Source organism: Pseudomonas agarici, from assembly GCF_900109755.1.
Classification (GTDB): domain Bacteria; phylum Pseudomonadota; class Gammaproteobacteria; order Pseudomonadales; family Pseudomonadaceae; genus Aquipseudomonas; species Aquipseudomonas agarici.
In genome coordinates, this window is sequence record NZ_FOAR01000004.1 from 252,038 (window position 1) to 276,802 (window position 24,765).

The 24,765-nt window shown below is 61.1% G+C and carries 22 protein-coding genes; 12 read left to right on the top strand and 10 right to left on the bottom strand.

Annotation, left to right across the window (positions count from 1 at the left end; translation table 11 throughout):
• Positions 1-244: 244 nt before the first annotated feature.
• On the bottom strand, positions 245-886 hold the full coding sequence (yihA, locus tag BMX68_RS05935; RefSeq protein WP_017132132.1) for a ribosome biogenesis GTP-binding protein YihA/YsxC: 642 nt from the start codon (positions 884-886) through the stop codon (positions 245-247).
• Between the two features lie 189 nt (positions 887-1,075).
• Between yihA and BMX68_RS05940 the strand changes: the two genes are divergently transcribed.
• The 7 genes from BMX68_RS05940 (at position 1,076) to BMX68_RS05970 (ending at position 8,395) form a co-directional block, all read left to right on the top strand.
• Entirely contained in the window at positions 1,076-1,366 is a 291-nt protein-coding gene (locus BMX68_RS05940; protein ID WP_026013194.1) for a c-type cytochrome, read from the top strand.
• 45 nt (positions 1,367-1,411) lie between these two features.
• Positions 1,412-2,017, top strand: coding sequence for a c-type cytochrome (locus tag BMX68_RS05945; protein WP_017132130.1), 606 nt, complete (start codon positions 1,412-1,414; stop codon positions 2,015-2,017).
• Positions 2,018-2,221: 204 nt separating this feature from the next.
• Positions 2,222-2,869: a thiol:disulfide interchange protein DsbA gene (gene dsbA, locus BMX68_RS05950; protein WP_017132129.1), complete on the top strand. Its 648-nt coding sequence runs from the start codon at positions 2,222-2,224 to the stop codon at positions 2,867-2,869.
• 11 nt (positions 2,870-2,880) lie between these two features.
• Positions 2,881-3,738 (top strand): endonuclease/exonuclease/phosphatase family protein, encoded by an 858-nt coding sequence (locus BMX68_RS05955; RefSeq protein ID WP_017132128.1) that lies wholly within the window; start codon positions 2,881-2,883, stop codon positions 3,736-3,738.
• Between the two features lie 19 nt (positions 3,739-3,757).
• Positions 3,758-5,827, top strand: coding sequence for a GGDEF domain-containing protein (locus BMX68_RS05960; protein WP_074861937.1), 2,070 nt, complete (start codon positions 3,758-3,760; stop codon positions 5,825-5,827).
• Between the two features lie 98 nt (positions 5,828-5,925).
• Positions 5,926-6,705, top strand: a complete 780-nt coding sequence (locus tag BMX68_RS05965) for an N-acetylmuramoyl-L-alanine amidase (protein ID WP_017132127.1) — start codon at positions 5,926-5,928, stop codon at positions 6,703-6,705.
• A 76-nt stretch (positions 6,706-6,781) separates the two neighbouring features.
• Positions 6,782-8,395 (top strand): EAL domain-containing protein, encoded by a 1,614-nt coding sequence (locus tag BMX68_RS05970; protein WP_017132126.1) that lies wholly within the window; start codon positions 6,782-6,784, stop codon positions 8,393-8,395.
• A 19-nt stretch (positions 8,396-8,414) separates the two neighbouring features.
• On the opposite strand, the gene BMX68_RS05975 is transcribed toward BMX68_RS05970, so the two are convergent.
• Positions 8,415-10,196: an ATP-binding protein gene (locus BMX68_RS05975; protein WP_026013193.1), complete on the bottom strand. Its 1,782-nt coding sequence runs from the start codon at positions 10,194-10,196 to the stop codon at positions 8,415-8,417.
• Between the two features lie 10 nt (positions 10,197-10,206).
• Complete coding sequence (gene algB / locus BMX68_RS05980; protein WP_017132124.1) at positions 10,207-11,553, bottom strand: sigma-54-dependent response regulator transcription factor AlgB; 1,347 nt, start codon at positions 11,551-11,553, stop codon at positions 10,207-10,209.
• Between the two features lie 442 nt (positions 11,554-11,995).
• Between algB and BMX68_RS05985 the strand changes: the two genes are divergently transcribed.
• From BMX68_RS05985 to BMX68_RS06005, 5 genes are all read left to right on the top strand, one after another.
• Positions 11,996-12,280: a hypothetical protein gene (locus BMX68_RS05985; RefSeq protein ID WP_017132123.1), complete on the top strand. Its 285-nt coding sequence runs from the start codon at positions 11,996-11,998 to the stop codon at positions 12,278-12,280.
• Between the two features lie 81 nt (positions 12,281-12,361).
• On the top strand, positions 12,362-12,526 hold the full coding sequence (locus tag BMX68_RS05990) for a DUF1328 domain-containing protein (protein WP_003170804.1): 165 nt from the start codon (positions 12,362-12,364) through the stop codon (positions 12,524-12,526).
• A gap of 1 nt (position 12,527) precedes the next feature.
• Positions 12,528-12,971 carry an inhibitor of vertebrate lysozyme family protein gene (locus BMX68_RS05995; protein WP_017132122.1) on the top strand — a complete coding sequence of 148 codons (444 nt, stop codon included), beginning with the start codon at positions 12,528-12,530 and terminating at the stop codon, positions 12,969-12,971.
• Positions 12,972-13,641: 670 nt separating this feature from the next.
• Positions 13,642-14,973: a glutamate/aspartate:proton symporter GltP gene (gltP, locus tag BMX68_RS06000; protein ID WP_017132121.1), complete on the top strand. Its 1,332-nt coding sequence runs from the start codon at positions 13,642-13,644 to the stop codon at positions 14,971-14,973.
• A gap of 209 nt (positions 14,974-15,182) precedes the next feature.
• Entirely contained in the window at positions 15,183-16,412 is a 1,230-nt protein-coding gene (locus BMX68_RS06005; protein ID WP_017132120.1) for a nucleoside recognition domain-containing protein, read from the top strand.
• A 31-nt stretch (positions 16,413-16,443) separates the two neighbouring features.
• On the opposite strand, the gene BMX68_RS06010 is transcribed toward BMX68_RS06005, so the two are convergent.
• From BMX68_RS06010 to BMX68_RS06040, 7 genes are all read right to left on the bottom strand, one after another.
• Positions 16,444-17,082, bottom strand: a complete 639-nt coding sequence (locus BMX68_RS06010; protein ID WP_017132119.1) for an ABC-type transport auxiliary lipoprotein family protein — start codon at positions 17,080-17,082, stop codon at positions 16,444-16,446.
• A complete protein-coding gene (locus BMX68_RS06015) occupies positions 17,079-18,017 on the bottom strand; it encodes an MlaD family protein (protein WP_017132118.1) in 939 nt (312 codons plus the stop codon). The genes BMX68_RS06010 and BMX68_RS06015 overlap by 4 nt, the downstream gene beginning before the upstream one ends.
• Position 18,018: 1 nt before the next feature.
• Positions 18,019-18,810, bottom strand: a complete 792-nt coding sequence (locus BMX68_RS06020) for an ABC transporter ATP-binding protein (RefSeq protein ID WP_218165207.1) — start codon at positions 18,808-18,810, stop codon at positions 18,019-18,021.
• Positions 18,811-18,818: 8 nt separating this feature from the next.
• Positions 18,819-19,964 carry an ABC transporter permease gene (locus BMX68_RS06025; RefSeq protein WP_017132116.1) on the bottom strand — a complete coding sequence of 382 codons (1,146 nt, stop codon included), beginning with the start codon at positions 19,962-19,964 and terminating at the stop codon, positions 18,819-18,821.
• A 51-nt stretch (positions 19,965-20,015) separates the two neighbouring features.
• Entirely contained in the window at positions 20,016-21,053 is a 1,038-nt protein-coding gene (locus BMX68_RS06030) for a DUF5924 family protein (RefSeq protein WP_017132115.1), read from the bottom strand.
• A gap of 259 nt (positions 21,054-21,312) precedes the next feature.
• A complete protein-coding gene (locus tag BMX68_RS06035) occupies positions 21,313-22,686 on the bottom strand; it encodes a M16 family metallopeptidase (protein WP_017132114.1) in 1,374 nt (457 codons plus the stop codon).
• A gap of 215 nt (positions 22,687-22,901) precedes the next feature.
• Positions 22,902-24,560 (bottom strand): Na/Pi cotransporter family protein, encoded by a 1,659-nt coding sequence (locus BMX68_RS06040; RefSeq protein ID WP_060783023.1) that lies wholly within the window; start codon positions 24,558-24,560, stop codon positions 22,902-22,904.
• Between the last annotated feature and the right edge of the window lie 205 nt (positions 24,561-24,765).

A 24,765-nucleotide genomic window follows, 5' to 3' on the forward strand; every position in this document is an offset into this window, starting at 1 on the left:
ATCTGGATCCCGCCCTAGCGGTCCGGAACTTGGACCCCGAACTTCCCCTCCCCATACGAAGTCCGGGGTTTTTTTTACCCCCCCCCAAACGGTCTGTGGCGTGCTCAGGCTGCGTTAAAAGCGCGGTTCGAAATGCTCATTTAGGCCGCTAAACTCCGCTTTCGAACCGCGCTTTTGCCTTGTCTGAGCGCACCACAGGCCGTTTGGCGTAAGCCTGCCGAGTCTCAAAAAAGCGGGGAGCGGGTTACTCGTTGGCTTCGCCGCCGTTGTCCGCCAGTTTCATCCAGTGCGCCAATACGGTGTAGGCTTCTTCCAGGCCCATGCGCTTGGGTGCCGAGAACAGTTGGAGGGTCACCGCGTCGCCCCAGCCCTTGCGGATTTGCGACTGGACCTTGAGCAAGGTGTTCTTCGCTGCCCCATAGGTCAGCTTGTCGGCTTTGGTCAGCAGGACGTGCATCGGCATGCTGCTGGCAACCGCCCAGTCGAGCATCAGCAGGTCGAAGTCGGTCATTGGATGACGGATGTCCATCATCAGAATCAGGCCCTTCAGGCTCTCGCGGCTACCCAGGTAGGCTTCCAGGTGACGCTGCCAGTGTTGCTTGAGCGGGATCGGTACTTTTGCATAACCGTAGCCAGGCAGGTCGACTAGACGGCGTTCATCGTCTAGCTTGAAGAAGTTCAATAGCTGTGTGCGTCCCGGAGTTTTCGAGGTGCGCGCCAGGCTGGCGTGGGTCAAAGTGTTCAAAGCGCTGGATTTGCCGGCATTGGAACGGCCGGCAAAGGCCACTTCAAAGCCTTCATCGTCCGGGCACTGGTCGACTTTGGCCGCGCTGAGCATGAAGGTGGACTGTTGGCACAGGCCGAGAATGGGATTCTTCAGTTGCATGGGATTTCCGATGTGGGCGGTGCCGGGGAGGCGCGAGAAGCTGTGTCGTTTCCGTTTCAGTAGCACCAGTATATAATGCCGCAGATTTTGTGTGCGCTTTGTCCCAACGTAGGATAAAGAACACGGGAACGATTGACCTAGACTGCGCGATAGAACGCGGTACGTTCCCAACCCTGAAAAGGTCGTTTCATGACTAGATGGCTGCTCGTTGTCGGTGTCTTGATGCCGCTTTACGGCGCTCAAGCCACACAGGATCCCGAAGCCGTGTACAACCGTGTTTGCAGTGCCTGTCATGCCGGACAGTTGCCGATGGCCCCACGCAAGGGCGATCAGGCCGCCTGGAAGCCAAGAATGGCCCAAGGCATGGACGTGCTGGTACAACACGTGACTCAGGGTTTCAAGGCGATGCCGCCGCGTGGTTTGTGCGTGGACTGCAGTACCGAGGATTACCGAAGCATCATCCGATGGATGAGCGAGTAAGCCCGGTCCATAACTCTTAACCCTTAGCCGTAGTTGGATTAGCTGATGAACAAATTGATCGTGAGTCTGCTGTTGACCCTGGGGATCGCCGGCCTTGCTCATGCCGCGGGCGACGCCGCTGCCGGGAAGGCCAAGGCCGCCGTGTGTGGTGCCTGTCATGGTCCTGATGGCAATAGCATGGCGCCCAACTTTCCGAAACTGGCGGGCCAGGGTGAGCGTTACCTGACGAAGCAAATGCACGACATCAAGTCGGGCAAGCGTACCGTCCTAGAAATGACCGGCTTGCTAACCAACCTCAGTGACCAGGACATGGCCGACATCGCCGCTTACTTTTCCAGCCAGAAAGGCAGTGTTGGCGCCGCCGATCCGAAGGTCGTAGCTCGCGGTGAGGCATTGTACCGTGGTGGCAATCTGGATCAGGGCATACCGTCCTGCACCGGCTGCCATTCGCCCAACGGCGCGGGCAACGCCGCCGCCGGCTTCCCGCACCTGGGGGGCCAGCACGCGCAATACGTTGGCAAACAACTGACCGACTTCCGCGAAGGCGCTCGCACCAACGATGGCGATGCCAAGATCATGCAGAGCATCGCCGCGAAGCTGAGCAACAAGGATATCGAAGCGGTCTCCAGCTATATGCAGGGTCTGCACTAAAAAGGGCGATTGGACACGCTGATGAAAGAGGCAAGTCTTTCTGCGCGTTAATGATCGATTAATCCTTGGCTGCGACAATAGAAGGGTGGCCTTGGCCGCCCTTTTTTGTGGCCGCTGCCGTTACACTAACGAACTAGAGCCCGCTCGGTCTGTCTGAAATACAGGTCGCGACGGAAGCGACGTCCCAATGTCCAGGAGTAAAGCATGCGTAATCTGATCCTCAGCGCCGCACTCGTCACCGCCAGCCTGTTCGGCATGACGGCCCAGGCCGGCGAACCGATCGAGGCCGGCAAGCAGTATGTCGAACTGAGCAGCGCCGTACCTGTTGCGGAGCCAGGCAAGATCGAAGTGGTCGAACTGTTCTGGTACGGCTGCCCGCATTGCTACGCTTTTGAGCCGACCATCAACCCGTGGGTCGAGAAGCTGCCGAAGGACGTCAACTTCGTGCGTATCCCTGCCATGTTCGGTGGTCCGTGGGATGCCCACGGCCAGTTGTTCCTGACCCTGGAAGCCATGGGTGCGGAGCACAAGGTGCACGCCGCGATCTTCGATGCTATCCAGAAAGGGCACAAGCGACTGACCGATCCTAAGGACATGGCGGACTTCTTGGCTACCCAGGGTGTCGACAAGGACAAATTCCTGAACACCTTCAACTCCTTCGCCGTCAAAGGCAAGATTGTCCAGGCCAAAGAGCTGGCCAAGAAGTATGAAGTCAGCGGCGTACCGACCCTGATCGTCAACGGCAAGTACCGCTTCGACCTCGGCACCGCCGGCGGTCCAGAGGCTGCGCTGAACGTGGCCGATCAACTGATCGCCAAAGAGCGAGCGGCCGGCGCGACAGTCGCCAAGTAAGGCGCCCGGCCATGGCTCGCTGGGGTTCGGAACGCGTTGTTGGCCTTCATGAGCCGAAGGTCAACGAACACCACCTGAAAGCCAGCGGCCTGCCGGCGGACAACCGCCTGAGGTTGCTCAGCTTCAATATCCAGGTAGGTATCAGCACCCTGCGATACCGGCATTACCTGACCCGTGGCTGGCAGCACCTGCTGCCGCACACTGGAAGGGCCGACAACCTGCAGAAGATCGGTGGCCTGCTCGGTGATTTCGATCTGGTGGCCTTGCAGGAAGTCGATGGCGGCAGCCTGCGCTCGGGCTACGTCAATCAAGTTGAGCATCTGGCTCAGCTTGGGTCCTTTCCCTACTGGTACCAGCAACTCAATCGTAACCTCGGCCGTCTGGCCCAGCACAGCAACGGCGTGCTCAGCCGCCTGCGTCCCTGGGTGATCGAAGATCACCCGCTGCCCGGCCCTGCCGGTCGCGGGGCTATCCTGGTGCGTTTCGGCGAAGGTCCGGACGCGCTGGTGGTGGTCATGATGCACCTGGCGTTGGGCGCTCGTACACGGACCCGGCAATTGGCATATATTCGCGAGCTGATCGGCGGTTTCAAGCATCAAGTGCTGATGGGCGATATGAACACCCATGCCAGCGACTTGCTGCAACACTCGCCCCTACGTGATCTCGGGCTGATTGCACCGCAGGTCGAGGCAACCTTTCCCAGTTGGCGTCCACAGCGCTGCCTGGATCATATCCTGCTCAGTCCGACCCTGACCCTGGAGCGGGTCCAGGTGTTGGCCCTGCCGATTTCCGATCATTTACCGGTTGCCGTTGAAATTCGCCTGCCAGGTGCCATCGGTTCTGATACGTTGCCGGCCTTGAGTCGCTAAATCTCGCGGACGCCGTGTAATGAGCAGCGAAGAAGCCCTGCGCTGGAAAGAGAAGTACCTTAAAAGCATCGAACAACAGGAAAAGCTCGAGCGCCGCTGGGAGGCTCGCCTGGATTTGCTTCGCCGTGGGCTGGTGCGCAGCACCCTGGCGGCGGAAGGCAGCGATCGCGCGGTCGACCAGTGCATGAAGGAAATGCGCGAAGTGGTGCGCACCGACGATATGGACGGGCCTCTGGCCGCGCTGCTGCCACGCCTGGAAAAAGCCGTGCTCGACTCCGAGCAGCGCCGTGAGACGCGTGTCGAACAGATCGGCGTCGCCTTGTTGGCCCTGGTCACCCAGCTCCAATCCCTGCCGCTACCGCGAGAGGTCAGCAGGCCGCTGAAAAACTTCGCCAAGCAGCTCGATGGCCGGGTCGGCCAGGCCCGCGAGATTCCTCTGCTGCTCAGCGAGTTGAGTGGTTTGCAGGGCAAGGCGCTGACACAACTTGAACAGCCTGTCGGACCGGAGCGCCCGGGATTATTGCAGCGCTTGTTCGGGTCCAAAGAGACGGCGGAACCGACGACCGACACCGCATCGGCCCGGGCGCCGGTCGCTGCCCCTGCGGCCGCCACGTCAGTTGTCGCGCGAGCGTCGATTGAGGCGGCGGCGATTGATAGTACACCGCCTGCTCCAGGAGTCTCGGCGGTCGAGCCGGAACCCGGATCGGAGTCGGAGGCAGCATTACCGGCGCCCCCCGTGGAGGTTGTCGCCTACAAGCCTCCCGCCGGGCTATCCGAGCCGGCAGCCGTGCCCCTTAGCGTGCCTGCGCCCGACGCCCCCTTGGTTGTAGCGGCCACGCCAGTGATCGAGGCTGCCTGCGTGGCATGGGTACCCGTAGAGCCTGTTGAGCCTCTCGATCAGCCCGAGGCGATCACCCCCGTGCCGCCACCTGTGTTGGCACCCCTCGACAGCGAGCCGTTGCCTTCGGTGATGGCCGAGACCCCGGCGGCGGTCGATCCCGAGCCGGAGGTGTCCTATGCGCTGCCGGAGTCGCCGGAACCGTCCTACAGTTCCGTGGCCGAGCATATCGCGTCCACCTTGCTCGGCCTGCTGGGCGACCTGACGCTGCCCGAGCGTCATCGGCCCCATGCCGAAGCCATGCGTCACCGACTCGACCACGGGCTCAACTGGTACGAATTGCTGCCGATCCTCGATGATCTGGCGGTGCTGATGCTGGCGATCAACAACAGCGGCCAGCATGAGTTCGAGACTTATCTCAGGCAGCTCAACGAGCGGCTGGAGTCATTCCAAAGCCATCTCCAGGTGACCCGCGAAGATCATGCCGAGGGCTGCTCGCAGGCGGATAAATTGCACAACCGGTTGCGCGAGCACGTTGGTGGTTTGCAGAGCGGCGTGCAGGACGCCGTCGATCTGGAGAGTCTTAAGCAGGTATTGGAAAACCGCCTCGAAGGTTTGCTGGGTACCCTGGACCAACATCAGCAGCAACGCGATCTGCGTGAGCAGGACGCCGCCGCCCGCCTGCAAAGCCTGGCCGAGCGTGTCGCGCACATGGAACAGGAAGCCCAGGGCTATCGCGATCATCTCGAAGAGCAACGGCACAAAGCCCTGATTGACCCGCTCACCGGCCTGGCGAACCGCGCCGCTTGGAGCGAGCGTCTGGACCATGAGGTCGGGCAATGGCAGCAGCATGGCAACAACCTGTTGATCGCCATGCTCGATCTCGACCATTTCAAGCGGATCAACGACAACTACGGCCATCTGGCCGGCGACAAAGTGTTGAAGATCATTGCCAGCGTGCTGCGTGAACGCCTGCGCCCCGGCGATTTTATCGCCCGCTTCGGCGGTGAGGAGTTCGTCCTCCTGATGCCGGAGACTCCGCTGGCTGTGGCTCTCAAGCTGATCGAGAGCATGCGAGCGGCTATTGAAGCCAGCCCTTTCCACTTCAAGGGCGAGCGCGTCACCATCACCGCATCGATTGGGGTATCGGCGTTCCAGGCCGGCGAGCGTAGCGATCATGTGCTCAAAAGAGCCGATGAGGCGCTCTACAGGGCCAAAGGTGCCGGACGCAATCGGGTGGAGCTGAGCTGAGCAGGACCTGCTGTTTTGTGACAGGGTCTTGCTTTGGCCGGTACCGCTGCCTTGGTTACGTTATACTAATGCGTTACTGTCTTGGCCTGTCATCTCTCATGAAATTGCTCTCCCTTCTGTTCGCAGCCCTGGTGCTTGCGGGTTGCTCCAGCGGTCCACGCATCGATAACAGCCACCCGTCGGTCAATCATGATAATCGCGTGCAGTTCGTCGTCGTCCACTACACCTCGACGAACATGGACAATTCACTGCGCCTGCTGACCCGTGGCCAGGTCAGCAGCCATTACCTGATCGGTGACAACAACCCTGCGACCCTCTATCAGTTGGTGGATGAGAGTCAGCGCGCCTGGCATGCGGGCGAAAGCGAGTGGCGAGGACGTACCTGGCTCAACTCCAGCTCGATCGGTATCGAAATCGTCAATCCGGGCTTTCGTGACACGCCTGCCGGGCGCGTCTGGTATCCCTACAGCGAGGCCCAGGTGCAAGCGTTGATCGTCCTGCTCAAGGATATCGTCAAGCGCAACAATATCGAGCCGCGCGATGTGATCGGCCATAGCGATATCGCTCCGCTGCGCAAACAGGACCCGGGCCCGCTGTTCCCCTGGAAGCGCCTGGCCGCCGAAGGACTGGGGGTGTGGCCGGACGAGCAGGCGGTGATGCGTCAGCAAGAGGTCTACGCCTATCAGTTGCCGAGCCCGACCTGGTTCCAGCAGCAGCTCCAGTACCTGGGCTACAGCACACCGCAGACCGGCGAATGGGATGTGGCCACACGGCATGTACTCGCGGCGTTCCAGATGCATTTCCGTCCGGCGCGTTTCGATGGCGTGGCCGATGCGCAGAGCGCAGCGATCTTGCAGGTGCTTAATCAGTCAAAATAACGTCACTGCCGAACGGCTAGCGCTATTGTGTCAATGAATTGCTATAAGTCATGAGTGACTCTTCGGATATTTCATCATGCCGGCCGCTCGCGAGACATTGCGCTCCTGGTTCTTTCGTCCCTGGTCGCTGGCGTTGCTCGCGGCCTTGATCAGTGCTGCCGTGCTGTTGAGTGCCAGCCTGGTTCTGGTGGCGCACCAGGTTCGGCGGCACGAAAGCGAGCAGATGAATGCCCAGGGCCAACGCTTCCTGGAGCGCCTGGAGCAGCTTTTCGGTCAGTTGCGCGAGGGTCTCGATCTGCTTGAGGTCCAGCCGTTGCATGATTACGGTGCGCAGATGATCGCTACCTTGCAGCAACTGAGCTTCAGCTATCGGTTTATTTATGAAGCGGTTTACATCGATGCCTTCCAGTCCTGTTCCAATCGGCCTCGACGGGATTGGGTTGCCTCCCAAGCTCCGGATATTCGCGGTCCAACCTACAGCTATTGGCTCAACACCTCGGCCCAACCCGACGATAATCTCGCGGCGTTGATACTCGGGCGTGGCAACTTCCGGGTCTCGACCTCCCGTGGTCATCTGACCGATGTCGTCGAGCTGCCGCCCGGTGCCGGCCTGCTGGTGGTGGTCAATCACGACCGGCGGGCGATTCCGATCCTGGGACCGATTCAGCGCTGGCCGCCGCTAGGTTGGCCGACCCGAGACGGCGACCCGCTACTGATCACTGATCAGCAATTGATCTATCGCATGCCAACCCACACCCCCGAGTATCAGTTGGTGATGGTTGCGCCGCGTAGCGCCATGCAGTTGCGGCTCAACCCGCTCTGGTGGTGGTTGCTGCCCGCCAGCCTGCTGATCGCGGTCTGTATGGGTGGCTTGACCCTGCAGTTCGCCCGAAAGCACCAGTCGCTTAACGGCAAGTTGCAGGGGGCGTTGCGTCGAGGCGAGTTGCAGGTGCTGTACCAGCCGATCTTCGAGCTGAGCAGTCGTCATTGCGTCGGTGCCGAGGCGCTGATCCGCTGGCGTCGTCCTGACGGTACGTTGACCAGCCCGGATCTGTTCATTCCCCTGGCGGAAGACACCGGGCAGATCCGCCAGATCACCGACTTTGTCCTCCAGCGTCTGCTGGAGCAGCTCGGACCGGTGTTACGCGCCAATCCGCAACTGTATATCTCGGTCAATCTAGCGGCTTGCGATGTGATGATCCCGCGTATCGGCGAAGTCATTGGCCGGCTGCTACGGACGCACCGAGTGGCAGCCAGCCAGATTGCCTTCGAAGTGACGGAGCGCAGTCTGATCGATGTCGCGGTAGCGCGGGACAACCTGCAGGCCCTGCGCGATGTCGGGCACCAGGTGTTGATCGACGACTTCGGTACCGGTTACTGCAGCCTTGCTTACCTGCAGACGCTGCCGGTGGACTGCCTGAAGATCGACAAGGCGTTTATCGATGCGCTAGGGCATGATGCGGCCAGCAGCGGCATCGCCCCGCATATCATCCGCATGGCCCATTCCCTACGGTTGCAGGTGATTGCCGAAGGTATCGAGGACGAAGCCCAGGCGCTATTGCTCAGCAGCGAAGGCGTCAACTATGGACAGGGCTGGTTGTTCGCCCGAGCCCTGACCGCTGTACAGTTTATCGAGATGATCAGCTGTGGCCGGAGTCGGGGTGCCCGGCGCCTGGATGACGAGACCTAACTGGTGGCCGCACAGGCCGCTAGAGCGGCAGAGCCATGTAGAACTGGGTGCCCTGCCCCGGTCGCGAATAGACCCCCATACGTCCGCCATGCAACTGGACGATTTCCTTACAGAGTGCCAGGCCCAGGCCAACCCCGCCTTTCCTGCGTCCGATCTGCACGAAGGGTTCGAAGATCCGCCCTTGTTGGCCGTAGGCAATGCCTTCGCCATTGTCTTCGACACTGATGATTACCCGCTCGCCATGCCGCCGTGCCTGCAAACGGATCTGCCCGCCGTCGGCGGTGTGGCGTAGGGCGTTGTCCAGCAGGTTGTCGATCACCTGCTTCAATTGCGGTTGGTCGGCATGCAGGCGCGGTAGCGGTGGCTGAACCTCGACTTGCAGGTCGATGTCATGAGCGAGGGCCTGGTCGGCGAAGCGTTCACGGGCGTTTTCCAACAGTTCTTCGATATCGCAGGGCGCCAGCGTGAGCTTTTGCAGGCCATTCTGGTAACGCGAGAAATTCAGCAGGTCATTGATCAGTTGCATCAGACGCTGCATTTCCTCGTTGACCGTGTTCAGCAGGTCGGCTTCCCTCGATTCGCTGTCGAAGTGCAGGCGCTCCTGCAAGAGGCCGAAAGCCATGTGTATGCCGGTCACGGGAGTACGCAGCTCATGGGAGGCACGCAGGACGAACTCACTGCGCACGCGCTCGAACGCCCGCTGCTCGGTGACGTCGTGCAAGACCATGACCGCTCCGAGGATGTGGCCCTGGGGGTGGCTGACCGGCGTCAGGCTGTAGGTCAGCAGACGGGATTCGCCTTCGACTTCGACTTTGAGATCTTCCGGCGCCCGCTCCAGGCCGCCGCCGCGTAGAATCAGGCTCAGTTGCTCGTCCAGCTCCGGCCGTCCGAGAGCCTCGCCCAGGCCTTGGCCGAGACGCTCGACGTCCCAGCCCAACTGGCGCTGGGCCACCGGGTTGAGGTGTTCCAGGCTGCCCTGGCGATCGATCATCAGCAGCCCGTCGTCGATGCTGTCGAGTACCGATTGCAGTCGCTGCTGGCCGCTCAGCAGTTCATCGATATTGGTCGCCTGATGCTGGCGCAAGGCTTCGGCCATGATCCCGAAACGTCGGGTCAATTGGTTCATCTCCACAGCCGAGGAGATCGGTAGGGTGACTTCGAAATTGCCTCGGCCGATATTATCCGCCGCTGTGGCCAGGGCCTCGATCGGTGCGCCGAAACGCTGGGCGATGCCATGGGCGGTGATAAAGCCAATGATCAGTACCGCCAGCCCGACCAGCCCGAGCAGGCCGGCGATCAGCAGGGCGCGGTCACGGGCTTGGCTTTCCATGGCGCTGATATTGTCCAGAGCCTGCTGGTTTTCGACGATCAGGCCGTTGCGCAGGGTGTTGAAGCTGGCGGTGAGCTCTTCCTTGCTGGCCATCCCGCGGCGTGAGCGGTCGAAGACCTGCAGGAAGTCCTGGTAGTCGGTTAGGGCCTGGGCGAAGCCGCGGCGCAGGTTGCTGTTCGGCTCATGCTCGATGCCTTCGCGCAGCAGCTCCAGATAGTGCGTGCGCGAGGCTTGGAGGGTCGTCTGGTCGGGTTTCTCGCTGAGCATGATGATCAACTGATCGCCCAAGCTCTGGCGCAGCTTTAGGCTCAGGTCGAGGGTGATGAAGTTGTCGCTGACCGATGACTCCCGATTTTTGGCCATTTGCATCACGCTGACCAGTCCCAGCAGTAATCCCAGCAGGGCCACGGTGATCAGCGCCGAAATGCTCAGGAACAACCGAGTGCGCAACTTCATAGCGGTGAGCTTCATGGGGGCTGGCTCACAGGTTGTACTGTTTACGTTTGCGGTACAGCGTCGAGGCGTCGATACCCAGGGTCTTGGCGGCCTGGTCGAGGGTGTCGCTGGTGGCCAGGACCGCGCCGATATGAGCTTTCTCCAGTTCGTCCAGGCTCATCGGCGCGCCGATGCGCGGGGCGTTGTTGGTCGGCTGCTCGGCCATGCCGAGGTGGCCGATCTCCACGCGCTCCTGCGAGCAGATGATGCTGGCACGTTCGACCACGTTACGCAGTTCGCGGATATTGCCCGGCCAGCGATAGTTGATCAGCGCTTCACGGGCTTCGTCGCTGAAGGCTCGGGCGGGTCGGGCATACTCCTTGACGAAGCGGGCCAGGAACCGATCGGCGAGGGTCAGGATGTCCTCGCTACGTTCGCGCAGGGGTGGCAAGTGCAGGGTGATGACGTTCAGTCGGTAGAGCAGGTCTTCGCGAAAGCGCCCGGCGCGCACCATGTCTTCCAGGTTCAGGTTGGTGGCGGCGAGGATGCGCACATCGGCGCGGCGGGTCACGGGGTCGCCGACACGTTCGTATTCCTTGTCCTGGATAAACCGCAGCAGCTTGGGCTGCAGGGTCAGCGGGAAATCCCCGATTTCGTCGAGGAACAGCGTCCCGCCATCAGCCTGATTGACCCGGCCCAGGGTGCTTTCGCTGGCTCCGGTAAAAGCCCCCCGGCTATGGCCGAACAACTCGCTCTCCATCAACTCGGCGGTCAGCGACGGGCAGTTGATGGTGACGCAGGACTTCTTTGCGCGTTTGCTCCAGCCATGGATGGCCCGAGCCAACTCGCCTTTGCCGGTTCCGGACTCACCGAGAATGAGAATATTGGCATCGGTACTTGCGACCTGGCGAGCGGTTTCCAGCACCACCATCATTGACGGACTGTGGGAGTCGAGGCCGTCGCTGGGTTTGCGTACTTCGCCTTCAAGGGCTTCGAGGCGCGCGGACAGTTGCCGGACTTCCAGCTGTTTGGCCGTGGCCAGGCGCAGTTGGTCGGGGCTGCAAGGCTTGACCAGATAGTCGGCGGCACCGGCCTGGATCGCATCGACAGCAGTATCGACGGCAGAGTGGGCGGTGACGATCACCACCCGCATCCAGGGTGTCTGGATACGCATCTGGGCCAGCACATCGAGGCCATTGTCTTCGCCCAAGCGCAGATCGAGGAAGCACAGGTCGAATACCTGGCGCTGTAGCAGGGTCTCGGCCTGGGCGGCACTGTTGGCCGTGCTGACACTGTAGCCTTCGTCTTCCAGGCAGTAGCGAAAAGTGCGAAGGATGGCGGACTCATCATCCACCAGTAGAATGCGGCCTTGGTGTTCCGTGGCTGATTCCATGTCCCACGCTCCTTAAATATGACTGTTTCTGACGGATCCCGGACAGGTCGGGCAGGTTGTAGGGTTTCTTCGGGTCGAGGCCAAGGCCAGCAGGGTAACGGTCTCTTTCTCTGATTGCTAACCCGCTGATTTAGGGAATTTTTTGATCTCTTTGCTTCCGACAGCCGACGCCTCAGCTAATTCCGGCGGATTTGCCGCTGATTTGCTCTCGCATTCCAGGCGCTCTTGCGTGAACCTATCGTGCATTTCGCACGACCACAACCCCGACATCGTGCAAGATGCTGCTTCGAGTCTTTTTTTGCCGTTTATAACTTTATGATTTCATTGATTTTTGTCTGACAAAAAAGCTGGCATGCGGGCTGCAACAGTCCTCTTGCCAGAGGTTGAACAGGTGTGTCGCCGCTTCAACCTAGAATAAACACTGTATCGGAGGAGCTTCAGGATGAAACGCCAACGTACCGTCTCATTTCACGTCTCGCCACTGCACTGGCAGCAAGGACTCTTTGCGCTCTTTGCGTTGCTCGTGACGCTGATCGTGGGCCAGGCGTTTCAGCGTTGGAGTCAGCCCTTGGCCGAGGCGCGATCAGTACCTTTCCATGCCCCGATCCAGACCCATTTTAGCGCTGTCGGCAGTGCTTCAGACGACGGTGGCGCCTATACCCTGACGCCGGTCGAGCAAGCCGAGCCGGTGGCTGACATGCCGCTGCAGGAGCGTTGGGTGTTCTAGAGGGCAAGGCTGCAGGGCCCACAGCAGTGAGCCGTCACAGGCAGCGGCAAAAAAACGCAGGTCAAGGTAAGGAGAATCATCATGTTGAGCTGGGCAATCACATTCCTGATCATTGCCATTGTTGCCGCGGTGTTGGGCTTCGGTGGTATCGCGGGCACCGCCACGGGTATCGCCAAGATTCTCTTTGTCGTGTTCCTGGTGATGTTTATAGCTTCGTTCTTCTTCGGTCGGCGTGGGCGAGGTTGATATGTCCGTGCCAGCCCTCAAAGTCCTCGTCGCCGGCCTGATGGTGGGCGGCGCTGGTTGGGCCCTGGCGGCCAATGATGGCCAGGCGCGGGTCAATGAGCTGTTGAGCGCCTCCCCCGAGTACCGTCAGGCCTGGCGGGACGTCGTAGGGAAAGAAGAGCGCCTGCCGGAATGGGTGATAAACCTGTCGGGCAGTGCCGAGCAGATGAACGCAGTGGAAGAGGACGGCGACAAATACCTCGTCGGACCTTTGTGCGAGACCGTCGACAGTTGCCTCAACAAACGCCTGATCGTCGCTGTCAGCCTCGACAAGGAAGACGCCTATGGCATGTTGGTGGACTGGTCGGCTGGCTTGCCCGTCGACTATCGTTTCCTCGGCCAGCCGGACGCAGGTATGCAGGCCTTGTTGAAAGAGCAACTGCGCAAAGACCCGAACGGACACTGAGTTCGATGTATTGAACGAGCAGAAGCTCGACGCGAGCTTCTGCCCCTGCACCGCTCGAAGACAGCGGGTGCATGACCAAGGGGCCGGGATGTTCTGATTGTTTCTGGATCGGAGCGACCTACGGGTACAGGGAGTACCTGCGCAAGGGCCGGGTCAGGCGAAGGTAACAGGCGGCAAACTGCAGGTGGTCCCTGTGGCTTGCCGCTGTTTGGTCTATATGTCATTACGACATTAAGCGCTGATTAATAATGGATCCGATCCTCGCTGCCACCGTATATCTAGAAAACTTCCCTCCGCGGCGTTCTGCCGATGCTTGAACCTCTAAGACTTTTACGCAAATACAGCGGTCTTTTATTCATCTATCGAGACAAGGCAAATAGCTCTGGAATGGCCGGTTCACGGTGGCCTCAACGGCAGAAATGTCTTGTTTTCAGGGATTGAAAAGGGGAATTGTTAGATAAAGATCATGCTGATTCGGCATGGGGTAGGCGTTTACGGCATTAGACGTGCCACTCTTGCATCGGAATAGTTGCGCCTTTTTTCGCCCGCCAAAGAGCCTTTCGGCTTGCTTGCGGTGACCTTCCATGGGGCAGATGCCGGCGCTTTGCGCACGCCAAGACGTGCGGGCGAGACGCTTGTGTCTGAGTCAACTTGAAGTAAGGGTAATGACATGAAGAAGGCTAAGCTCAGCCTTGCCTGGCAGATCCTCATCGGTCTGGTACTGGGGATTGCAATCGGCGCGCTACTCAACCATTTCAGTGCGGAAAAGGCCTGGTGGGTCGGTAACGTCCTGCAACCGGCGGGCGATATCTTTATCCGTTTGATCAAAATGATTGTGATCCCGATTGTCATTTCCTCGCTGGTGGTCGGCATCGCCGGTGTTGGCGATGCGAAGAAGCTAGGGCGCATTGGCCTCAAGACCATCATCTACTTCGAAATCGTCACCACCATCGCCATTGTTGTCGGCCTGTTGCTGGCCAACGTGTTCCATCCGGGCACGGGCATCGACATGAGTACCCTGGGTACCGTGGATATCTCCAAGTACCAGGCGACCGCCGCCGAAGTGCAGCATGAGCATGCGTTCATCGAAACCATTCTCAACCTGATTCCCTCGAACATCTTTGCCGCCATGGCGCGTGGCGAGATGCTGCCGATCATCTTCTTCTCGGTGCTGTTCGGTCTCGGGCTGTCGAGCCTGCAGGCGGAGTTGCGCGACCCGTTGGTGAAGATGTTCCAGGGCGTCTCGGAAAGCATGTTCAAGGTCACCCACATGATCATGAACTACGCACCGATCGGCGTGTTCGCCCTCATCGCGGTGACGGTGGCCAACTTCGGTTTCGCCTCGCTGTTGCCATTGGCCAAGCTGGTGGTGCTGGTTTACGTGGCGATTATCTTCTTCGCCTTTGTCGTGCTCGGCTTGATTGCTCGCCTGTTCGGTTTCTCGGTGCTCAAGCTGATGCGGATCTTCAAGGATGAGCTGGTACTGGCCTATTCCACCGCCAGTTCGGAGACCGTGCTGCCACGGGTGATCGAGAAGATGGAAGCCTACGGTGCGCCGAAGGCCATTTGCAGCTTCGTGGTGCCAACCGGCTACTCGTTCAACCTGGACGGTTCGACCCTGTACCAGAGCATCGCGGCAATCTTCATTGCCCAGTTGTATGGCATCGACCTATCCATCAGTCAGCAATTGCTGTTGGTACTGACGTTGATGGTCACCTCCAAAGGCATCGCCGGCGTACCGGGAGTGTCCTTCGTCGTGTTGCTGGCGACCCTGGGCAGCGTGGGCATTCCGCTCGAAGGCCTAGCCTTTATCGCGGGCGTCGATCGCGTGATGGACATGGCGCGTACTGCCCTGAACGTGATTGGCAATGCCCTGGCGGTGCTGGTGATCGCTCGTTGGGAAGGCATGTATGACGACGCCAAGGGCCAGCGCTACTGGAATTCCCTGCCGCACTGGCGCAGCAAGGAAGTGCCGCCGGCCGGCGAGATTGCCAAGGGCTGACAGGATTAGCCTGCCGGGACAGCGGAGCGCCGCGAAGCTTTTAGCAATCTGCGCAGTCCCTTCCTGAGCAGGCTCTGCTCCCACCAGCACAGTGCCGGCCCCACAGGTTTGGGGTATTTGCAGCGACACGGACCAACCCCGGATTTTCCGGGGTTTGTTGTTTTTGGCCCGACCGTTATCATTCGCCGCATCTTTAAGGAGTTCTTTCGATGCTCAATGGCCTGTGGCTCGGCTTTTTCCTGGTGGCAATGGTCTCGGCCCTGGCGCAATGGCTGGCGGTCGGCAACAGCGGGATTTTCGCCGCCATGGTGGAAAGCATCTTCGCCATGGCCAAGTTGTCGGTCGAGGTGATGGTCCTGTTGTTCGGCACCCTGACGCTCTGGCTGGGCTTTCTGCGGATCGCCGAAAAGGCCGGGATCGTCGACTGGCTAGCCAAGGCCCTCGGTCCGTTGTTCAGTCGCCTGATGCCGCAAGTCCCTCGCGGCCACCCAGCTATCGGCCTGATCACCCTCAACTTCGCCGCCAATGGCCTGGGCCTGGACAATGCTGCCACGCCCATCGGCCTCAAGGCCATGCGTGCCCTGCAGGAGCTCAATCCGAGCCCGACCGTGGCGAGCAACGCGCAAATTCTGTTCCTGGTGCTCAACGCCTCGTCCTTGACCCTGCTGCCGGTGACTATTTTTATGTACCGCGCCCAGCAAGGCGCGCCGGACCCGACCCTGGTGTTCCTGCCGATCTTGTTGGCAACCAGCGCCTCGACCCTGGTGGGCCTGCTCTCGGTGGCGGTGATGCAGCGCTTGCGTTTATGGGATCCGGTGGTGCTTGCCTATCTGGTGCCCGGCGCATTGCTACTCGGCGGCTTCATGGCGGTGCTGGCCGGTCTGTCGGCGACGGCCCTGGCCGGTTTGTCATCGATCCTCGGCAATCTGACACTGTTCGGCCTGATCATGCTGTTCCTGATGATCGGCGCGCTGCGCAAGGTGAAGGTCTACGAAGCGTTTGTCGAAGGCGCCCAGGAAGGGTTCGACGTTGCCAAGAACCTGCTCCCGTACCTGGTGGCGATGCTTTGTGCAATCGGTGTGCTGCGAGCTTCCGGGGCGCTGGACTTCGGCCTCGACGGCATTCGCCATTTGGTGCAGTGGGCCGGCTGGGACACCCGTTTTGTCGATGCGTTACCGACAGCGATGGTCAAACCCTTCTCTGGTAGCGCGGCTCGGGCGATGCTGATCGAAACCATGAAAACCCAGGGCGTGGACAGCTTCCCGGCCTTGGTGGCGGCGACCATTCAGGGCAGCACCGAAACCACCTTCTATGTCCTGGCGGTGTATTTCGGCGCGGTGAATATCCAGCGCGCGCGACACGCGGTAGGTTGCGCCTTGCTGGCGGAGCTGGCCGGGGTGTTGGCGGCTATCGCGGTGTGTTATTGGTTCTTTGGTTGAGTTCCCACAAGTCCGCTTGCCACAACTACCCTCAGCGCGCCGTGGGAGTTCTTTCGTTCGCCTGTTGCACCGCCCAACCGATCAATTGTCCGGTCAGTTTGTCTCCGGCCTGGCCGAAGCCCGCCACTACGCCGGGCACCTGCTTGTCAGTGATCGGCTGGCGCACTTCAAAGCGCCGGCTGGCAAGAATCCGCTGGTCGTTGCCGCGCACCAGCCGTGCGTCGAAGCGGATCACCACCTCGGCGTCCTGCCCGCGATACTCGGTCTGGAACGCCTGCAACTCGCCACCCAGCTCGAAATCGGCCTGCAGGTTGCTATCGTCGGTGCTCAGCAGGCGCACCCGGCCATCACGCTGGAAAGCGTCGAGGATGCGGTTACGCAGCAGCACCGGCGCCGGATCGCTCCAGCGCGAGGCCTTGTAGTGGCTGATCAGGTCGCCCTGGGGCAACACGGCGATGTTCGGGTTGTTCAACGCATCGCTGGCGACGGGCTTGGCAATGCGCAACGACCAGTTGAGCGGCAGGCTGTTGGGGGCCGGGATGCTGTTCTGCGCGGTCGGTAGTCGATAGACATCCGCGGGTTCGGCCTGGGGTAGGATCGAGCAGGCGCTGCCCAGGGCCAGTCCGGTGAACAGGGTCAGTTGGCTCAGGGTGCGACGGGCAAGCCTCATGGGGTGAATTCCTTGTTCTTGTCACGGCCGAGCAAATAGCCGCTGGGGTTGGCGTTCAGACGTTGCGAAATGGCCCGCAAGGCACTCAGGGTGTCGCGCAGCTCGCGGATCGCCGGAGCCAGTTCATTGAGTCCTTGCAACCCGCTGTCGACCGAGTTCTGGTTGTTGACTAGCAACTGGTTGATGGTCGCGCTGGTCTGCTCCAGTGATTGCATGGCGCGTTCGGCACTGCCCAGGGCCTGGGAGCCTTGCTGGTCCAGCAGGTTGTTGGCATTGCGCATCAGCCGCGAGGTCTGTTCCAGGGTGGCGCTCATCTGCTTGCCGACCTGAGGCATCTGGCGCAGGGTCTGACGGATATCGTCGCGCTGGCCGGCGATAGCCTCGGTGGCTCGCTGGAGGTTGTCGAGGGTTTGGCTGACGCGTTCGACGTTCTCCCGAGAGAACAGGGTATTAACGTTGTGCAGCAGCATGTTGATGCCGCTCATCAGGTCATTGCTGTCGCTCAGCAGCCGGGAAATCGGTGACGGCGAAGCGATGATTTCCGGCAGTTTGCCATCCCTGCCCTTGAGTTCCGGGCTTTGCGGGGTGCCGCCACTGAGCTGGATCAACGAGGTGCCGGTAATGCCGGTCAGGGCCAGCTTGGCCTGGGTATCTTCCTTGATCGGGGTGTCGCCGACCAGGCGGATGCGCGCCAGTACCCGGCGTGGGTCCTGCGGATCGAGGCTCAGTTGCAGTACGTCGCCGACCTTGATCCCACTGTATTGCACCGGGCTGCCCCTGGACAAGCCGCTGACCGCCTCGTTGAAGACCACCTCATAGTCCTTGAACGCGGTATCGACGCTGGACTTGGCCAGCCACAGCCCGAAGAACAAGGCACTGAGCACCACCAGCACGCTGAACAGGCCGATCATCACGTGATGGGCGCGGGTTTCCATCTCATCCCTCCTTAAGCGGTGTAGCCGCTTCGAATGCGGCGCGGCCACGGGGGCCATGGAAGTATTCGTGTACCCACGGATCGTCGGTCTCGGCAACCCGATCGATCGCATCCGCCACCAGTACACGCTTGTGCGCCAGCACCGCGACCCGGTCGGTGATGGTGTAGAGAGTGTCGAGGTCATGGGTGACCAGAAACACGCTCAGGCACAGGGCATCGCGCAAGGTGAGGATCAGTTGGTCGAAGGCGGCGGCACCAATGGGATCGAGACCGGCGGTGGGTTCGTCGAGAAACAGAATGTCCGGGTCCAGCGCCAGGGCGCGAGCCAGGGCGGCGCGCTTGATCATGCCGCCGGACAGCGACGCCGGGTATTTGTTGGCGGCGGTCGGTGGCAGCCCGACCAAGGCCAGTTTCATACAGGCCAGGTGTTCGGCCTCGATACGGCTCAGGCCGGCGTGCTCGATCAGTGGCAGGGCGACGTTCTCTCTGACGGTCAGCGAGGAAAACAGTGCGCCCTTCTGAAACAGCACACCGAAGCGGCGCTCGACCTGCGAGCGGGCCTGCTCCGAGAGGTTGGGCAGGTCCTGGCCGAACACCCGCACCTGACCCTCGCTGGGCTGGCGCAGGCCGATGATGCTGCGCATCAGCACCGATTTGCCGCTGCCGGAGCCGCCGACCACGGCAAGGATCTCGCCCTTGTACAGTTCCAGGTCGAGGTGCTCGTGGACACTCTGGCTGGCGAAACGATTGCACAGCCCGCGTACTTGGATCACCGCCTCGCTCGACGGCCGCATCACCCGGCTCACCAGCCCATCTCCACGAAGAACAAAGCGGCGACCGCATCCAGCACGATCACGATAAAGATCGACTGGACCACGCTGGACGTGGTGTGGGTACCGACCGATTCGGCGCTGCCGCTGACCTTGAAGCCCTCCAGGCAGCCAACGGCGGCGATCAGAAAAGCGAAGAACGGTGCCTTCACCAGGCCGACCAGCATGTGCTGGATGCCGATATCGGCTTGCAGCAACGAGAGAAACATCGCCGGCGAGATGCCCAGCGACAATGCGCAGACCACGCCGCCGCCGACAATCCCGCAGAGCATGGCGAGGAAGGTCAGCATCGGCAGCGCGATCAGCAGCGCTAAAACCCGTGGCAACACCAGCAACTCCATGGGGTCGAGGCCGAGGGTGCGAATGGCGTCGATTTCCTCGTTGGCCTTCATCGACCCGATCTGCGCGGTAAAGGCGCTGGCGGTACGACCGGCCATCAGGATCGCGGTCAGCAGCACGCCGAATTCGCGCAGAAAGGAGAATGCCACCAGGTCTACGGTGAAAATACTGGCGCCGAAGCTTGCCAGCACCGTCGCGCCGAGAAACGCCACCACGGCTCCCACCAGAAAGGTCAGCAGGGCAACGATGGGCGCGGCATCGAGGCCGGTCTGTTCGATGTGGGCGACCATTGCCGTGACCCGCCAGCGCGAGGGCCGGAACAGGCCGCGGGCGAAGGTTTCCAGGATCAGGCCGATAAAACCCAGCAGTTGCAGAGTGTCTTTCCACACCTGGTCCACGGCGCAGCCGATCCTTTCGAGCAACTGCATGCCGGCTGCTGGCTCCGCCTCCTTGAGCGGTGCGCGGAAGTCGGCGAGCGCCCGGTAGACGGTTTGCAGCAGCGCCCGGTTGGCGGCGGACAGGTGCTCGGCGTGGTCGGCCAGTTGCCCGAGGCGTTCGGCACCCAGCAGTTCCACCAGCAGCGAGGCGCCGACGGTGTCAAGGGCGCCCAGTTGGTCGAGGTCGACGGCGGTGGTGGCGTCATACTTGCCCATCAGCCCGCCGGTATGCTTTTTCAGTGTGGTGTAATGGGCCAGCGTCCAGTCGCCGCTGATGCGCAGGCGTCGGGGCGCGCTTGAGGTATCCAGTTGGGCGTTACCGGCCATCGTGCTGATGATCATAAACTCCAAGGTTGATAGGCATTGACGCAAGGCACTTTAATAGCATGACCGCTAGAATTGCACGGTGTTTGCCGACGACTCTTGGTCGGTGATCTTAAAACGCAACACGCCGAGCATCTGTCCATCTTCGGTGAGCACCCGCACCAGCCAGTTCCCGCTCGGATTGGCCGGGAAGTTCTGCTTGTGGGTCCAGGCACGGTAGCCTTCCTTGCGGCCACCGTGGATATCCAGGGCGATACGGTCGACTTCATGTCCGTTGAACTCCCAGACATGGTAGATCCGCTCGTCCAACCCACGCGGTGCATTGATCGAAGTGTAGGCATAGAGTCCGGCGTTGCGAACCTGGCTGGCGCTGATTTGTTTCAGGCTATCGCCGGGGGTGCGGTCCTGCAATTGCGTGGTCAGCGCGACCTCGGTCATCCACAGCGTCGCGGGCGGCACCCAGGAGCGCAGCAGCCAGCCCGAGCCGCCGATGGCCAGAGTCACACTGACCAGCATCAGCCAGCCGCGCACGCCACGCGGCGGCAGACTGACCGCCAGGCTGGGGATCGACAGCAACATGGCGGTGCCCAGTGCCAGTTTGTAGCTCTCGGCGGTGGTCAGGTGCAAGATGATCGGCAACGCGGTGAGCAAGGCGGCGAACAGTGTCAGGGTGTGCAGGCCGAGCAGCAGCCAGCGTTTCGGTGCCAGCCACTTGTAGTACAGCGGGTCAATGATCGACACCAGCGCCGCCGCACCGAGCAGGCTGGTGAACACCAGTTGGCCGCTGTTCCAGGTGGTGGTAATGAAAAAGAACGGCAGAACGAAGAACAGGCTTTCCTGGTGGATCAATTGTGTCGCGTAACGCAGCAGCGGTTCCGGGATCTCGCGTTTGAACAGGCGGCTGAATAGTTGGGTCAGCACACCTTCCAACATCAGCCAAAGCCAGCTCAGCAACAGTACGATGGCGATTAGGCTGGCCTTGCTCTGCTGGCGGTCGACCAGGATGAAGCTGGCGATCCCCGAGCAGAAGCCAAAGGCTGCGACAACCCCCGGATAACGCTTCATCAATTCGAGGAGGCGCTGGATTAAAAGGGCTAATTTCGGCATTCGGCGATTCACAGTGCTGGCGGGAGAAATACCCAGACACAATACCGTTTTAGCGCGGAGGATGGGAGCTGGCTTGCCGGATGGACACGCCACAGGCCCTGGTGGCCTGTGTGGTTAGTTCTATGAGTCAATTTCGGCGCCCTAAATCCCTGGCTTGCGTTGCTGTTCCTCACCATAGCCCGGCTATGACTCGTCACAGCGCCTTAGCCATGAACTTATGGCATCCGAACTTGAGCTAACGAACTCACCGTACAGGCCACTAGCGACGACGGGCGCGCCAACCCAACAGAGCCAACACGATCAGCCCCACCAGCCCCGTGCCCAACCACAGCAACTGGTCATAGCTCAACAATGGCTTCTCGATCCGCAGGTAGCCCGGCTGTTCGAACAGTTTGCGCAGGGCCAGGTTGGCTTCCTTGAGCGTCACGGCCGCCAGGGCTTTGGCCGGGTCGGTGAAGTGGCCGTCCTGGTAATCCTCCAGCGCGCTCCAGTAGTAATCGGCCAGGGCGCTATTGCCCTGCACCGCCCAGGCCTGGCGGGCGATGGCGGCTTGTTGCAGGCGCGCGAAGGTCGCCGGGTCGAGACCGTCCTTGAGCAGCTGCTCTTTCAGCTCGGTCAACACTTGTTGCGCCTGGCCGAGGTTCTCCCGTTCGACATCGGCATTGAGGCTGAAGAAGCCGACGCCGCCGAGCACTTCGCGTTCGCTCCAGGGGCCATAGGACAGACTGTGGGCCAGTCGCAATTGGCGATAGAGCGTCCAGTCCAGGTAGTCCTTGAGCAGGTCGATGGCTTCGTCCGATGGGCCTTGCGATGCAGGCTCCGGAAACAGCCAGTGGATCTTCGCGCCGTTGCCGATCCAGCCACGGATCAGGTCGCGCTGTGCGGCGCCATGGTGGAGGATCTGCGGGAGAGGCAGGTGGTCGTTGGGCTCGATGGGTTCCAGTGCGCCAAAGGTCCGGTCCAAATAAGCCGGCAGCAGGCGATCGAGCCCGCCGACCATGATCAGGGTCATGTTGTTCGGCGCGTACCAGTTCTTGCGCACGGCCTCCAGTTGCTCGCGGGTCAGGTGCCCGACCTCTGCCCGACCGGGACATTTGAGGCCCAGTTCCATGGCCAATTGATCGCTACTGCGATGCCCGCTCGCTTGAATATCCAGCCAACGCTGCAAGTGTGAGTAGTGCCCGCCGTCCTCGCGTTCCACTACCTGCTTGGCGGTGGCGATATCGGCGTCGCTGAAGCGGGTCTGAGTGAGGACGGCCAGCAGCAAGTCGAGAATCTTGCGCTGGTTGCTGGCCGGCGCTTCGATCACGAAAGTGGTATCGGCGTCGCTGGTATAGGCGTTCCACTCGCCACCGAGGGCCTGCATGCGTTCCTCGAGGTCGTCCTCGCCGCCGCCGTCGACGCCACTGAACAGCAGGTGTTCGAGCAGGTGCGGCAGTTCCTTGTCGGCGCAGGCGAAATCGTCGAAGCCGACGCCCACCACCAGCCGGATCGCCACATGCCCGCGCTCGCTACCGGGCTTGAGCAGCAGTTGCAGACCGTTGGGCAACTGATAGCCCTCGACCTGGAAACGATCAAGGGCATGGGCAGGGGCGAAGGTGAGCAGTAGGTACACGAGCAGCAGGTAACGCATAACCATTTTCCGAGGATAGGTTTCTAGTGGCCTTTACGGTTAGTTCGTCAGCTCAAATTCGGATGCCACACGTCCATGGCCGAGGCGCTGTGACGAGGCATAGCCGGCTATGGCGAGCTACAGCAATGCGGACCGGAGGCTGGTGTCGCCGCAATGGACTGACAGAACCAGCCACACAGGCCACTACGCACAGACAACAAGCCAACCGTGAGCGTTCAAGGCGAGTGTGTGATATCGGCTGTTTCTTCCAAAGCCAGTGCGCCGGTCTCGGAGGTTTCCAAGATCACATAAGCGCTACCGCAGAATAACGAATTCAGACGCTTCATGTCGGCAATCAACTCCAGATGCAAGGAGCTGGTCTCGATGCTCTGGACGATCTTGCGTTGCAGGCGACTGACATGGGCGTGGGCCAAGCGCCTTTCCTGGGCGCGGAAGCGGCGTTTTTCCCGCAGTAACTGACGGGCGCTTTTCGGGTCGGCGCTGAGAAACACCGAGAGGCCAAGACGCAGGTTGTCGATCAACTGGCTGTGCAGCCCGGCCAATTCTTCCAAGCCAACTTCCGAGAATGAACGGCGTTTTGCGGTCTTCTGCTGCTGAACCTTGCGCAACATACGCTCGATCAGATCGGCTGCCAGCTTCAGGTTGATCGCCAGCTCGATAATTTCCGCCCAGCGGCGGCTGTCGTGCTCGCCGAGGTCCTCGCGAGGCATCTGCGCCAGGTAGAGCTTGACCGCGCTGTACAGCACTTCGACATCATCGCTCAGGCGACGCATCTCAATGGCCACGGCGGTCTGTTTGCCTTGCAGCACATCCAGCATGGCGGCGAGCATGTTGTCGATCAGGTCGCCGATGCGCAGGGTTTCGCGCACGGCGCTGGACAGCGCCAGGCTCGGCGTATCGAGGGCGGCCGGGTCGAGGTGTCGGGGCTTGACCTTGCCGTTGGCCTCGGGCCGCTCCGGTAGCAGCCAGGCGCACAACCGGGCCATGGGGCCGACGCTGGGCAGCAGTAGCAGGCAGCGCACGGTGTTATAGATCAGGTGGAAGCCGATGACCATTTCCTGCGGGCTGAAGTCCAGGCTGTCGATCCAGCGCACCAGGGGACTGAGCACGGGGATGATCAGTAGCAGGCCGATCAGCTTGTACAGCAGGCTGCCCAGGGCGACCTGGCGGCCAGCGGCGTTGCGCATGCTGGTGCCGAGAAAGGCCAGCACGCCGCTGCCGATATTCGCGCCGATCACCAGGCCGATGGCGACCGGCAGGCTGATCACCCCGGCCCCTGCCAGAGTGGCGGTCAGCAGCACGGCGGCGAGGCTGGAGTAGGAAATCATGGCGAACAACGCGCCGATCAGGGCATCGAGCAGGATGTCGCCGGTCAGCGAGGCGAATACCACCTTCACGCCCTGGGCTTGAGTGATCGGCACGGCGGCTTCGACGATCAGTTGCAGGGCGAGGATGATCAGCCCCAGGCCGATGCCCACGCGCCCGAGTTGTCCGGCGCGGGTCTGCTTGCGCGAGAGGAAGAAGATCACTCCCAGAAAGATCAGCAACGGCGACAGCCAGGACAGGTCGAAGGTCAATACCCTGGCCATCAGCGCGGTGCCGACGTCGGCGCCGAGCATGGTTGCCAGGGCTGGAGTCAGCGCCATCAGGCCCTGGCCGACAAAGGACGTCACCAACATCGCCGTGGCGTTGCTACTCTGGACCATGGCTGTGACCAGGATACCGGCGACAAAGGCCAGCGGGCGTCGGGCCATGTTCTGGCCGATCACCTGGCGCAGGTTGGAGCCGTAGACCCGCAGGATACCGGTCCGGACGATATGCGTACCCCAGATCAGCAGGGTCACGGCGGAAAGCAGATTGAGCAGGGTCAGCATGGAGGGCCCCCTGGAATTGCTCTGGCCAAAAAGGGCCAATGTAGATTTACCGCGCGCCTTTCCACGACTTGTCCTTAAGCTTTAGTTGGCTCTCGGGCCAAGCGCCAGCATCGCACAGCCAAAACCTGTTTTGAAACAAATCTGTCACAAAGCCGATTGCATGCAACTGCAAAAAAGGGGCAAATCAAGCCCCTTTTCGGTGTTC